This window comes from Blastococcus sp. LR1, assembly GCF_020166105.1.
Lineage (GTDB): Bacteria > Actinomycetota > Actinomycetes > Mycobacteriales > Geodermatophilaceae > Blastococcus.
Window position 1 is genome coordinate 56,176 of the sequence record NZ_JAIUJY010000001.1, and the last position, 13,219, is coordinate 69,394.

The 13,219-nt window shown below is 74.2% G+C and carries 11 protein-coding genes; 6 read left to right on the forward strand and 5 right to left on the reverse strand.

The window, feature by feature from the left end; translation table 11 throughout:
• Window positions 1–335: 335 nt before the first annotated feature.
• Window positions 336–602 (reverse strand): hypothetical protein, encoded by a 267-nt coding sequence (locus LBW97_RS00295; protein ID WP_224497408.1) that lies wholly within the window; start codon window positions 600–602, stop codon window positions 336–338.
• A gap of 640 nt (window positions 603–1,242) precedes the next feature.
• On the opposite strand from LBW97_RS00295, the gene LBW97_RS00300 reads away from it, so the two are divergent.
• From LBW97_RS00300 to LBW97_RS00310, 3 genes are read left to right on the forward strand one after another with little or no spacing between them, the layout of a single operon-like run.
• Complete coding sequence (locus LBW97_RS00300) at window positions 1,243–1,440, forward strand: hypothetical protein (protein ID WP_224497409.1); 198 nt, start codon at window positions 1,243–1,245, stop codon at window positions 1,438–1,440.
• 60 nt (window positions 1,441–1,500) lie between these two features.
• On the forward strand, window positions 1,501–2,280 hold the full coding sequence (locus LBW97_RS00305; RefSeq protein WP_224497410.1) for a sulfite exporter TauE/SafE family protein: 780 nt from the start codon (window positions 1,501–1,503) through the stop codon (window positions 2,278–2,280).
• Window positions 2,277–3,044: a sulfite exporter TauE/SafE family protein gene (locus tag LBW97_RS00310; protein ID WP_224497411.1), complete on the forward strand. Its 768-nt coding sequence runs from the start codon at window positions 2,277–2,279 to the stop codon at window positions 3,042–3,044. Before LBW97_RS00305 ends, LBW97_RS00310 begins: the two co-directional genes overlap by 4 nt.
• Before the next feature lie 44 nt (window positions 3,045–3,088).
• On the opposite strand, the gene LBW97_RS00315 is transcribed toward LBW97_RS00310, so the two are convergent.
• From LBW97_RS00315 to LBW97_RS00330, 4 genes are all read right to left on the reverse strand, one after another.
• On the reverse strand, window positions 3,089–3,649 hold the full coding sequence (locus LBW97_RS00315; RefSeq protein WP_224497412.1) for a hypothetical protein: 561 nt from the start codon (window positions 3,647–3,649) through the stop codon (window positions 3,089–3,091).
• 109 nt (window positions 3,650–3,758) lie between these two features.
• Entirely contained in the window at window positions 3,759–5,429 is a 1,671-nt protein-coding gene (locus tag LBW97_RS00320; protein WP_224497413.1) for an alpha-amylase family protein, read from the reverse strand.
• On the reverse strand, window positions 5,426–6,457 hold the full coding sequence (locus LBW97_RS00325) for a TIGR03885 family FMN-dependent LLM class oxidoreductase (protein ID WP_224497414.1): 1,032 nt from the start codon (window positions 6,455–6,457) through the stop codon (window positions 5,426–5,428). Before LBW97_RS00325 ends, LBW97_RS00320 begins: the two co-directional genes overlap by 4 nt.
• Before the next feature lie 43 nt (window positions 6,458–6,500).
• Window positions 6,501–7,127, reverse strand: coding sequence for a LysE family translocator (locus LBW97_RS00330; RefSeq protein ID WP_224497415.1), 627 nt, complete (start codon window positions 7,125–7,127; stop codon window positions 6,501–6,503).
• 78 nt (window positions 7,128–7,205) lie between these two features.
• On the opposite strand from LBW97_RS00330, the gene LBW97_RS00335 reads away from it, so the two are divergent.
• Genes LBW97_RS00335 through malQ form a run of 3 tightly spaced genes read left to right on the forward strand, consistent with a single transcriptional unit; the run spans window position 7,206 to window position 13,168 of the window.
• Window positions 7,206–8,756 (forward strand): HNH endonuclease signature motif containing protein, encoded by a 1,551-nt coding sequence (locus tag LBW97_RS00335; protein WP_224497416.1) that lies wholly within the window; start codon window positions 7,206–7,208, stop codon window positions 8,754–8,756.
• 58 nt (window positions 8,757–8,814) lie between these two features.
• Window positions 8,815–11,301, forward strand: coding sequence for an ATP-dependent helicase HrpB (gene hrpB, locus LBW97_RS00340; RefSeq protein WP_224497417.1), 2,487 nt, complete (start codon window positions 8,815–8,817; stop codon window positions 11,299–11,301).
• 37 nt (window positions 11,302–11,338) lie between these two features.
• Complete coding sequence (gene malQ, locus LBW97_RS00345) at window positions 11,339–13,168, forward strand: 4-alpha-glucanotransferase (RefSeq protein WP_224497418.1); 1,830 nt, start codon at window positions 11,339–11,341, stop codon at window positions 13,166–13,168.
• Window positions 13,169–13,219: the final 51 nt, after the last annotated feature.

Consider the following 13,219-nt stretch of genomic DNA (forward strand, 5'->3'; position numbering starts at 1 on the left):
GTCTCATAGCGGCCCACTGAGGGACAGCTATGCCTCGCCCGTATCGCGCGGCGGGTGGGGCACCGTGGCCCTTAGCCGGCGGGGTACCGGAACATGGCCTTCAGGCCGGTCGCAACAGACGTCGAACCCGCTGTGCCTAGGGCACTCAATGTCCCCACCGGTCGGGCAGTAGTACACGTCCGGGCAGCCGCAGTCGTAGACAACCTCGTCCCAAGCGGAGGCGATGGTCTCGGGTGTCGTGCTCACCGGATGACGGTATAGGGCATCGACTCTCCCTCCATGCACGTCTCAGCCCTACCGATGCCATGCCGCGCCTGTCAGGGACACGATCCGGGCTATCGGTTCCACTGCCAGTCTGTGAGCCGTTCGTGCACCGTGACGATGTTGGTATCGAGGCCAGTCCACCCCTCGGACTCCAGCTTCCTGATGCAGGCCTGCGCCTCCCGCTCCGTTGTGAAGCCGCCCAACTGGTACGAGCGCCCCTCTTCCTCGTCGTGCGTTTCGACCAGGTAGACGATGGAGGGCTCCTTGTACCCGGACGGCAACCACATGACGTATGACCGATAGGTGCGCAGCACCAGGCGGCCGAGACGAATGTGCACGCGAGCACCCTAGAAGGCTGAAGTCACCTGGCCAGGCCGATGGCGGGGCGGCGGCCCCGACGGCTCAGCTGCGGCCACTCCGTGGGTGTCCCTGAAGCCGCTCCCTGCGCCGCACGCGCCTCCCGGAGCGTGTGCGCGCGGGAGGTGCGCGGCGGCGAGGACGGTCTGACCAGGCGCCCCGGATCCGACAAGGTCCGTTCGGTGCATGCCAACCGCTCGCCGCCCACCCCCTCGACGGGGCGACGGTCCAGGCCTGACCGGGAACGCCTCCCCTTCCGGCGGACCCGACCACCTGGACGCGACCGGAGGATCGAGGAAGCGAGCTGCGGTCGCGACTCCAGCAGGCTCGGGAGGGGGAGGCGCGCGCAGACGCCCCCGGCATGGGGCGCTCCACCAAGGGGCGGAAGCTATGGCGGCACAACCGCGAGTTGGTGCAGGAGGAGATGCGGCGGCGCACGTCGGAGTGACGCGGGACGTCCGCGCCGACCGCACGCCGCTGACCCCCTCGACGGGGTGACAGCCTCGACCTGACCGGGAACGCCTGCCCCCGGGGATGAGTTGGGAAGACCGTCGGCTCCAGGCAAAGGCTTCTGCTGCCGATGCATCCGATGAACGACCGATCGAGACCCGAGGAGGGGCAATGAACTACCTGCGCCAACTGCAGGCCGAGCGACCCGGGCTCTTCCTGGTCGTCATGCTGGTCGGCTTCTTCGTCGCCTTCCAGCTCATCCTGTTCGTCGCCCAGCTGATCCTGGGCCCCCTCGGACTCCCGGGCTGGGCACCGCTGCTCCTCGTGCTGGTCGTGCTCGTCGTCGTCGCCCGACGGCAGCAGCGCTAGCTCCTCCCCCGGCCGGCGCCGTCCCGCCCGGCCCGTGACAGGCTCGACGGCGATGAGCGCATGACCGGCTGGGAGATGGTGGCGGTCCTGGCCGCCGGTCTCGCGGCGGGCGGGATCAACGCCGTCGTCGGCTCGGGGACCCTGGTGTCCTTCCCCGTCCTGCTGTCCGTGGGGCTGCCGCCGGTGCCGGCCACGATCAGCAACTCGCTCGGACTGGTCGCGGGCAACCTGACGAGCTCGATCGGCTACCGCGAGGAACTGCGCGGACAGCGCCGGCTGCTGCTCAGCCTGATCCCGGCCTCCGTACTCGGCGGGCTGACCGGCGCGTTCCTGCTCCTGCACCTCCCGGCGTCGACCTTCGAGGCCGTCGTGCCGGCGCTCATCGCCCTCGCCGTCGTCCTGGTCGCCGTCCAGCCGCTGCTCCAGCGGTTCCTCGCCCGCCGCCGGTCGGGCGCGGAAGCCGACGTCCGCATCGGCCGGGGCCGCATGGCCGGCCTGTTCGGCAGCGCCTATCTGACCGGCACCTACGGCGGCTACTTCGCCGCCAGCCAGGGCGTCCTGCAGATCGGGCTGTTCGGACTGCTGCTGCCCGAGTCCCTGCAGCGGCTCAACGCGATCAAGAACGTGCTGACGCTGACCGTGAACGCCGTCGCCGCCGGCGCCTACGTCGTCGTCGCCACCGACCGGGTGGACTGGACGGCGGCGGGACTGCTGGCCGCCGGTTCGCTCGTCGGCGGCTACGTCAGTTCGCGCTACGGCCGCCGCCTGCCGGAGACGGTGCTGCGGACGGCGATCGTCATCCTGGGCATCCTCGCGATCGGGGTGCTGCTGAGCCGATGACCGTCCTCGAGTTCGTCTTCCTCCTGGTCGCCGGAGTCGGCGCCGGCCTCACCGGCAGCATCGCCGGGCTCGCCTCGCTGGTGAGCTATCCGGCGCTGCTGGCCACCGGCATCCCGCCGGTCACCGCGAACGTCTCCAACTCGGTGGCGCTGGTGCTCAACAGCGTCGGCTCGGTGAGCGCCTCGCGGCCCGAGCTGAAGGGCCAGGGACGGCGGCTGCTGCCCCTCGCGGTGGCCGCCGTGCTCGGCGGCGTGGCCGGCGCGGTGCTGCTGCTCCTCACCCCGTCGGAGGCGTTCGAGAAGATCGTCCCCGTCCTCATCGCCGGGGCCTCGGCGGCGATCCTCGTGCAGCGGCCCCCGCGCGAGCTCGCGGGCGACGGCACCCGGCACCGACCGGGCGCCGGAGACCCCTGGTGGCTGCCGCTCGGCACCTTCGTCGTCGCCATCTACGGCGGCTACTTCGGCGCCGCCGCCGGCGTCCTGATGCTGGCGATGTACCTGTTGAGCACCGGCGAGGGCCTCCCCCGCGGCAACGCCATGAAGAACGTGATCCTCGGGGTGGCCAACGCCGTCGCCGCTCTGGGCTACGTCCTCTTCGCGTCGGTGGCCTGGTCGGCGGTGCTGCCCCTGGCCATCGGCTGCCTGGTCGGCGGGCGGATGGGCCCGGCCGTCGTGCGCCGGGCGCCGCAGGCGGGGCTCCGGACGGTCATCGCCGTCGCCGGTCTGGGCCTGGCCGTCCACCTGGGGATCCAGGCCTGGTTCTGAGCCCGTTCCGGCGCGGAACGCCGGAACGGGCTCAGGGCGTGCAGCTACCGGCCGACGTAGGCGGCGAGCACCAGGACGACGACGCCGATCAGCATCAGCAGCCGCGCGGGGGTCAGCCCGTTCACCAGGTCCGCGGTCGCCTCCACCCACTGCGGGCGGACGCCGGCGTCGCGGGACCGCTGCCGCACGATGCGCACCTCGTCGGCCAGCAGCGTGCCGGCCGTGCCCATGACGCCGAGCCCGAGGACGACGAAGACCAGCGCCAGCCGCTGCTCGAAGCTCTCGGCCACACCGCCCAGGATCGCGGCCACGATGGCGCCCACCACCAGGCCGAGAAGGCCACCGGCCACGGGCGCCCAGGGACCCATGACGGTCAGCGGTCCGCGGCGCGGCATCCGGGGTGCCGGGCGCACGGTGACCGGGGAGGTCCCGTGCACCTCGGGCGGCAGGTCACCGTCTGCAGCAGGAGCTGCCGCGGGCGGGGCGGCCGGGGCCGGGGTCACCGCCGTCTCCGCGGGAGGCGGCGGGGGTGTCCCCACCGGGCGGACCACCGGGATCTCGGCGGTCCCGGGACCGGTGGACGTGCTTCCGTTGCGTTCACTCATGACTTGATCACCTCGCCCGCCACGCTAGGCGCACCTCTCCCGGCGGTCCGGGACGCCGCCCCGGCGGGGTGCGCACGCTGCGTGATGCCGCGCCGGGCAACGCTCCAGGTCACACCAGCCGCCGGCTGTCGGCGGCGACGACCCGCAACCAGCGGTAGCCGTAGCCCTCGAGCGCGATCTCCGCCGTCCCCTTGTCGCTCACCGGCGTGCTGCCCTGCTGCAGCAGGTCGACCAGCCGGTGGTCGGCGGTGCAGTCCTCCAGCGTCAGCGGCACGACGAGCGGCTCCGGCCCGAGGTTGTGCAGCGCCACCAGCGCGCCGTCGTCCCAGCTGCACACGTGCGCCAGCACCGAGGCGTGCGGCTGGTCGAGCACCGTGAACGACCCCCAGCCCAGCTCCGGCGACTCCCGGTACCGGCGGATCAGCCGCTTCAGGAAGGTGAGCAGCGAGTCGGGGTCGTGCCGCTGGTCCTCGACGTTGACGAACTCCGGCGCGAAGCCACCCGACACGACCGGCCCGGGCAGCTTCCGCGGCTGCGCCGTCGAGAAGCCGCCGTTGCGCCCGGACGTCCACTGCATCGGCGTCCGGACGGCGAGCCGCCCCTCGGCGTCGAGGTCCTCCCCCATCCCGATCTCCTCGCCGTAGAAGAGCACCGGCGTGCCGGGCAGCGAGAACAACAGGCTGTAGACCATCCGCACCCGCCGCGGATCGCCGTCCAGCATCGGTGGGAGCCGGCGCCGCAGCCCACGGCCGTAGACCTGCATGCGCTCCTCGGGGCCGAACGCGGCGAAGACCTCGGCCCGCTCGTCGTCGGAGAGCTTGTCCAGGGTCAGCTCGTCGTGGTTGCGCACGAACGTCGCCCACTGCGAATCGGGGTTCAGCGTCGGCCGCGAGGTGAGCGCGGACGCCAGCGGCCCGGCGTCGCCGCGGGCGAGGGAGAGGTAGAGCTGCTGCATGCCGATGAAGTCGAACTGCATGGTCAGCTCGTCGCCGTCGGCACCGCCGAAGAACTCCAGCTGCTGCTCGTACGGCAGGTTCACCTCGCCCAGCAGGATGCCGCTGCCCGACCGCCGGCCCACCAGCGACCGCAGCGCGGCCAGGTACCGGTGCGGCTCGGGAAAGGCGCCGTCGTCGGTCCCGTCGGTCTCCAGCAGGAAGGGGACGGCGTCGACGCGGAAGCCCGACAGCCCGACCTGCAGCCAGAACCCCATGATCTTGGCGATCTCGTCGCGCACCCGGGGATTGGTGACGTCGAGGTCGGGCTGCTCCTTGTAGAAGCGGTGGAGGTACCACTCCCCCGTCGGCTCCGACAGCGTCCAGATGCTGTCCTCCTGGTCGGGGAAGACGACCTCCGCCGACGTGTCCGGCGGCGGATCGGAGCGCCAGACGTAGAAGTCCCGGTACGGCGAGTCCTTCGACGCCTCGGCCGAGCGGAACCACGGGTGCTTGCGCGAGGTGTGGTTGACGACGAGGTCGGCGATCACCCGCATGCCCCGGTCGTTGGCCGTGCGGATCACCTCGACCAGGTCGCCGTGCGTGCCCAGCCGCGGGTCCACGCCGTAGAAGTCGGTGATGTCGTAGCCGTCGTCGCGCTCGGCGGTCGGATAGAAGGGCATCAGCCACAGGCAGGTGACGCCGAGGTCGGCGAGGTGGTCGATGCGCTGCGCCAGGCCCGGGAGGTCGCCGATGCCGTCGCCGTTCCAGTCCATGTAGGTCTCGACGTCGAGGCAGTAGACGACGGCGTTCTTCCACCACAGGTCCGCGGTGTCGGTGATCCTCACGGCAGGATCGCCGGCTGGGGCGTCTGCTCCGGGCGGCGCGGGTGGACCGCGACCGCCGGCGCCGGGGCGCTGACGTCGAGCTGCGGGAGCACGTGCTCCCCGAACGCGTCGAGGAACGGCCGCTGCTCCTTGCCGACGTGGTGCAGGTAGATCTGGTCGAATCCGAGGTCCGCGTACTCGGCCAGCCAGGCGGCGTGCTGACCGAGGTCGCTGGAGACGCGTACCGCCTCGCCCACCGCCTCGGGGGTCACGTGCGTGCTGGCCTGGTCGAAGGACTTCGTCGTGTCGAGGTCCCAGCACAGCGGCGGCGGGAAGACGTTGCTGCGCCACTGGTCGTGGGCGATCGCCATGGCCTTCTCCGGGTCGGGGTCCCAGCTCACGTGCACCTGGATGGTCAGCGTCCCCTGGCCCCCGGCGTCGCGGTAGGCCGCGACCACCTCGCGCAGCGTCTCGTGCGGCTGGTTGATCGTCACCAGCCCGTCGGCCCACTCGGCGTGCCGGCGGGCGGTGGCCGCGGTGACCGCGGGGCCGATCAGGGCCGGCTGCTGCTCGGGCAGCGTCCAGATGCGGGCGCGGTCGACGGTGACCAGCCCCTCGTGGCTGACCTCCTCGCCCGCCAGCAGCGCGCGGATGACGTCGACGCACTCCCGCAGCCGGGCGTCGCGCAGCTCCTTGCGCGGCCACACGTGCCCGGTGACGTGCTCGTTCATCGCCTCGCCCGAGCCCAGCGCGACCCAGAAGCGGCCGGGGAACATCGAGCCGAGGGTCGCGATCGCCTGCGCGACGATCACCGGGTGGTAGCGCTGTCCAGGCGCGTTGACCGCGCCGAACGGCAGGTTCGTCGTCGCCAGGGCCGCGCCCAGCCACGACCAGGCGAACCCGGACTCCCCCTGCCGCTCGCTCCACGGCTCCAGGTGGTCGGAGCACATCGCCGCGGTGAAGCCCACCTCCTCGGCGTGCTGCACGGCTCTCAGCAGCTCGGCGGGGTGGATCTGCTCGTGCGAGTTGTGAAATCCGAGAACCGGCATCCGCCATGCCTACCGAGGTCGGGCGGGCCTGGCTACCCGGACCTCAGCGGGCAGCAACCGCCAGGCGGACGCCGAAGCCGACGAGGGTCAGGCCGGTGAGGCCGTCGATCGCCCGCGTGACCGCCGGTCGCCGCAGCTCTCGGCTCAGCGCCGAGGCGAGCAGGACGAGCCCGGCGAACCAGATCGTGGAGAGCGCGGCGTGCACGCCGGCCAGCAGCAGCCCGGTCAGCAGCGGGTCGCTGCCGGCGGGCAGGAACTGCGGGAGCAGCGCCACGTAGAAGACGCCGACCTTCGGGTTGAGCAGGTTCGTGGCCAGGCCCGCGCGCGCCGCCCGCCAGGCCGACGACGACCCTGCTCCGCCCGCATCGAGCGGGTCGGCGTGCCCCCGCACCGCGCGCGCGATCAGCCGGACGCCGAACCAGACCAGGTACGCGGCCCCTGCCCAGCGCAGCACCTCGTAGGCCAGCTCCGACGCCGTCAGCAGCGCCGAGATCCCGGCCGCCGCCGCGGCGCCCCACACGAACAGCCCGGCGACGATGCCCGCCGCCGTGGCGGCGGCCTCCCGGCGGCTCCGGGTGAGGGCTGCGCGCAGCACGAGCGCGGTGTCCAGGCCGGGGGTGACGGTGAGCGCCGCGGCGACGACGGCGAAGCCCAGGACGGCGGAGGTCACTCCGCCATCCTCCTCCCGGGCCATCGCACACCGGGCTGTACCTGCGGAAATGTCGTACCCCCGTCCTAGCGTGCAGGCATGCCCCGCATCTCCGGCGCCTCGACTGTCGAGGGCGTGCTGGTCGACTGGTCGCTGGACCAGCCGGTCAGCCCATCGGCGCTGCCGGTGGGGCTGCTTTCGCAGGAGCAGGCCGCCGCGGAGCTGGTACGCCACCAGCGGCGGCAGGCGATGGCCGCTGCCTACGAGGCGGAGCTGGTTCTGCGGATGGCCGAGCTGACCGGCGACGAGTTCGATCCGAGGCCGGGCTGCCCGGGAGCCCGCTCCCCCCGGTGGGCGGACGGAGAGGATCCGGAGGGGGTGAGCGAGTTCTTCACCGGGGAGCTGGCGCTGGTGCTCAACCGCGGCCGCGGCACCGCCGACCACCTGCACTCCCGCGCACGGGTGTGGCGGGAGAAGCTGCCCGCCACCTTCGCCGCCCTGTCCTCGGGCGAGCTCGACGTGGCGCGGGCCGCGGCGCTGGCCGACGTGCTCGCCCACACGTCGGTCGAGCTGGCGCGGGTGATCGAGTCGCAACTGCTGCCCGAGGCGGTCGATCTGTCCGTGGCGCGGCTGCGGGCCCGGGCGCTGGAACTCCTGCTCTCCCTGGATGCCGCGGCCGCAGAGGAACGCCGGCAGCGGGCGAAGAAGTCGGCCGACGTGTTCCTGCAGCCCGGCCAGGACGGGATGGCCACGCTCGGCGCCGACCTGCCCGCGGACGAGGCCGCCGAGGGCTACGCGATGATCGATGCCCTCGCCCGGATGGCCAAGGCCGACGGCGACGACCGCCCCGTCGCCCAGCTCCGCACCGAGCTGTTCTCTCTGCTGCTGCGTCGCCCCGGCGGGGCCGACCAGCCGCCGGCCACCGCGCACCTGACCATCACCACCACCCTGGACTCCCTCACCGGGGCCTCGGCAGAGGCGGGGTGGGTGAACGGCCTGGTCATCACGGCTGCGCACGTGCGCGAACTGCTCACCCGGATCGCCGCGCTCGGCCTGTCCGACCCCCCGGCCGGCGGGCTGACCTTCGCGGTCACCGACGCCGACGGGCGGCTGCTGGCCACCACCACCGTCGCCGAACTGCTGCGCCTGGCGAAGAAGGGCTGCCCGCAGCACCCCGCGGGCGGTTGCGGCTGCCCGGTGCTCGCCGCCCCACCGGCTACCGGGGCCTACGCGCACACCGAGCGGCAGGAACGCTTCGTCAGGACCCGGGACCGCGCCTGCCGGATGCCGAACTGCGGGCAGCGCGTCGGCTGGACCGACCTGGACCACGTCGTTCCGCACGCCTGCGACGGCGCCACCACCTGCACCAACCTGTGCTGCTTGTGTCGCTCGCACCACCGGCTCAAGACCTTCGCCCGCGGCTGGCGCTTCGTTCTGGACCCCGATGGCACCCTGCACGTCACCACCCCGTCCGGGATCACCCGCACCACCCGCCCACCCGGCCTGCGCAGACCACCGCCAGGACTGCCGGAGCCGGCGAAACCACCGGAGCAAGGGTCACCGGGACCGTTGGGGACCCTGGAACTCCTGCGGCGACCGCGAACAACGCGACCGGCCACCGGACCGGAAGACGACCCGCCACTCTTCTAGCCGTACCCGCTGCCGCCCGCCGGCCGAGCGGCCCGACGGCGCCCTCCACACTGGACGCGTGCTGCCACCGCCCGGAACGCCGGGGACCGACCTGCCGGTGCGCGCCACGCTGCCCGCGCTGGCCGAGGCATTGGCGTCGGCCGGCTCCGCGGTGCTGGTCGCACCGCCGGGCACCGGGAAGACGACGCTCGTCCCGCTCGCGCTGGCGGGCACGCTGCCCGGACGGATCGTCGTCGCCGAGCCGCGCCGGGTCGCCGCGCGCGCCGCCGCCCGCCGGATGGCCGCCCTGCTGGGCGAGGAGGTCGGCGGCCGCGTCGGGTACAGCGTCCGCGGCGACAGCCGCCGCAGCGCGGCCACCCGGATCGAGGTGGTCACCACCGGGCTGCTGGTGCGTCGGCTGCAGGCGGACCCCGAGCTGGCCGGGGTGGACGCCGTGGTCCTCGACGAGTGCCACGAGCGGCACCTGGACACCGACCTGGCCCTCGCCTTCTGCCTCGACGTCCGCGGCGCCCTACGCCCTGACCTGCGACTGCTCGCCATGTCGGCGACCGCCCAGGCGGAGCGGCTGGCCGCGCTGCTCGGCACGGACGGGAAGCCCGCGCCGATCGTCGAGGCGGCCGGCGTGCTGCACGACGTCGACGTCGTGTGGTCCCCGCCGACCACCCCGGTCGATCCGCCGCACGGCCTCCGGGTCGACCCACGCCTGCTCGGGCACGTCGCCGCGACCGTCCGCCGATCCCTGGCCGAGCGTGAAGGCGACGTGCTGGTCTTCCTCCCCGGAGCCGGCGAGATCGGCACCGTGACCGGCCAGCTGAGCGGGCTCGACGCCGACGTCCTGCCCCTGCACGGGCGACTGCCGGGCGCCGCGCAGGACGCCGCGCTGCGCTCCGGCCCGCGACGCCGGGTCGTGCTCGCCACGGCACTCGCGGAGAGCAGCCTGACGGTGCCCGGCGTCCGGACCGTCGTGGACGCCGGGCTCGCACGGGTACCCCGCGCCGACCTGGCCCGCGGCCTGGGCTCGCTGGTCACGGTCCGGGCGTCGCGGGCCGCGGTCACCCAGCGGGCCGGCCGCGCCGGGCGCGAAGGCCCGGGCGCGGTCTACCGCTGCTGGACCTCCGCCGAGCAGGACCGGCTGCCCGCGCACGAGGAGCCGGAGGTGGCCACGGCCGACCTCACCGCGTTCGTCCTGGAACTGGCCTGCTGGGGAGCACCCGGCGGTGAGGGTCTGAACCTGCTCGACCGGCCGCCGGCGGCGGCTCTCCAGGTCGCCGCCCAGACGCTGCAGGCGCTCGGCGCGCTGGACGGCGACGGCCGGGTGACCGATCGCGGCCGGGCCCTGACAGCGGTCGGCGTCCATCCGCGGCCGGCCCGGGCTCTTCTCGACGGCGCCCCGCTCGTGGGCCGGCGCCGGGCCGCCGAGGTGGTCGCCCTCCTCTCCGCCGACCTGCCGATGCGCAGCGACGACCTGGCCGCCGTCTGGCGCGCCCTCCGCGCCGGCACCGACCGCGGCGCGACCGCCCGCTGGCGCGAGGAGGTCGCCCGCCTGGAACGGGCCGTCCCCGACGCTCCGGCCCCCCGTCTGGCCGACGACACCGCCGCCGGGCTCGTCGTCGGCCTCGCCCATCCCGAGCGGCTCGCCCGCCGCCGCCCGGGCAGCACCACCTACCTGATGGCCGGCGGCACCGGCGCCGAACTCGCGCCCGGGACGTCGCTGACCGGCGCTCCGTGGCTGGCGGTCGCCGTCGCCGACCGGGCTCCGGGACGCCGGGACGCCCGGGTGCGGGCCGCGGTCGCGATCGACGAGGCGACCGCCCTGGAGGCCGGGGGCGCGCTGCACTCCGACCGTGACGAGGTGTCCTGGCGGGACGGCGACGTGCGAAGCGCCCGGGTGGACCGCCTCGGCGCGGTCGTCCTGGCCGAGCGCCCGGCACGGGCCGCCGACCCTGGCGCGGTGGCGGCCGCGGTCGCCGAGGGCCTGCGCGTCGAGGGGCTCGACCTGCTGAACTGGACGCCCGCCGCCCGGGGGCTGCGGGCCCGGCTGGCGGCCGCGCACGCCGGACTCGGCGAGCCGTGGCCCGCTGTGGACGACGACGCCCTGCTCGCCGCGATCGACGTCTCCGGCGCCCGCAGCCGGGCGGATCTCCGCCGGCTGGACGTCGTCGCCGCGCTGCGGGCGCTCGTGCCGTGGCAGGTCGCCGGGCAGCTCGACGACGTCGTCCCCGAGCGGGTGGCCGTCCCGACCGGATCCCGCATCGCGGTGGACTACACCGATCCGGACGTCCCCACGCTGTCCGTCCGCGTGCAGGAGGTGTTCGGCTGGGCGGACGCCCCACGGGTGGCCGGCCGTCCGCTGCGGCTGCAGCTGCTCTCCCCCGCCCGGCGCGTCGTCGCCACCACCGCCGACCTCGCCGGCTTCTGGATCACCGGCTACCCCGCCGTCCGCAGCGAGCTCCGCGGCCGCTATCCGCGGCACCCGTGGCCGGAGGACCCGGCGGCCGCGCCGGCGACGACGCGAGCGACGTCACGCGCGCGGCCGCGGGACTGACACTGCGGGCTGTCGCCGGTCCGGAGAGGATCGACCGGTGACACCGAAGCCGACGACCGACGACTGGGGAATCGATGCGAGCTGGCTCGACGCGCTCGACGAGGAGCACCAGGTAGCCCAGAAGACCATCGACACGCTGCGGGAGATCATCGGCGAACCACCCGCCGACCTCGAGGAACGGGCGCCGATCGTGGCCCGACCCGGTGACGCGCTGGAGGTCGACGAGGCCGACATCGTCTGCGAGGACGGCGAGGTCCGGCACATCGACGGCCACCTGCCGCCCGACTTCCCGCTCGGCTACCACTGGCTGCAGTCCCCCGAGGGCCGGCGCCGCCGGCTGATCGTCTCCCCCGGCCGCTGCTGGCTGCCCGAGGACCGCACGTGGGGCTGGGCGGTGCAGCTCTACGCCACCCGCAGCCGGGACAGCTGGGGCATCGGCGACCTCGCCGACCTGCGCAGCATCCGCCGGATGGCCGAGAACCAGGGCGCGGGCTTCGTGCTGATCAACCCGCTGCATGCCGTCGCCCCGATCGAGCAGCAGGAGGCCAGCCCCTACCTGCCCGCCACCCGCCGCTTCCTGAATCCGATCTACCTGCGGATCAGCGAGGTGCCCGGCGCCGACAAGGTCGACGTCGAGGAGGACGCCGGCCGCGCGCTCTCCGAGGGCCCGCTGATCGACCGGGACGCGATCTGGGCCCGCAAGCGCGAGGTGCTGATGCGGATCTTCCTCGCCCACGGCGGCGGCGAGGCGTTCGCCCGCTGGCGGGACGAGCAGGGCTCGACGCTGCAGGACTGGGCGACCTGGGCTGCGATCACCGAGGAGCACGGCGCCGACTGGCACACCTGGCCCGAGGAGCTGCGCCGTCCGGGCGGATCCGCGCTGGCCGCCTACCAGGAGCAGCACGGCGCCGTCGTCGCCTTCCACGCCTGGCTGCAGTGGGCACTGGACCTGCAGTTCACCGCGGCGACCGGCGACCTGACCGTCATCCAGGACCTGCCGATCGGCTTCGCCGGCGGCGGGGCCGACGCCTGGGCCTGGCAGGACGTGCTCGCCGACGGCGTCAGCGTCGGCGCCCCGCCGGACGCGTTCAACTCCGCCGGGCAGGACTGGGGCTCCCCGCCGCTGATCCCGTGGCGGCTGCGCGACGCCGACTACGAGCCGTTCATCCAGTCGATCCGCGCCACCATGGCCGGCGCCGGGGGGCTGCGGATCGACCACGTCATGGGCCTGTTCCGCCTGTGGTGGGTGCCGGTCGACGGCAGCGCCGCCGACGGCGCCTACGTGCGCTACCCCGCCGAGGACCTGCTGGACATCGTCGCGCTGGAGAGCCACCGGGCGCAGGCACTGGTGGTCGGCGAGGACCTCGGCACCGTCGAGGACGGCGTGCGCGAGGCGATGGCCGAGCACGGCGTGCTCTCCTACCGGCTGCTGTGGTTCGAGGACGACGCCCCGGTGCACTGGCCGGCCGAGGCGATGGCCGCCATCACCACCCACGACCTGCCCACCGTGGCGGGGCTGTGGACCGAGGCCGACGTCGACGAGCAGCGCGAGTACGGCACGGGCACCGACGAGGAGCTGGAGCGGGGGCGCAACTCGCTGCTCGAGCACCTGCCCGGGCTCTCCGACGACGCCACGGTCGAGCAGGCGGTGGAGCAGGCGCACGCGCTGCTGGCGACGGCGCCGTCGCTGCTGCTGTCGGTCACCCTGGACGACGCCGTCGGCGAGCAGCGGCGGCCGAACATGCCGGGCGCGAACGAGCGGCCCAACTGGTCGCTGCCGCTGCCGGTCCTCGTGGAGGACCTGCCCGGGCACCCGCTGCTGCAGACGGTGGCCCGCACCCTCGCCGAGGGCGTCGGCCCGGGCTGACACAGGAACGACACCGGCGCGGCATCCCCCGAGGGATGCCGCGCCGGTGCG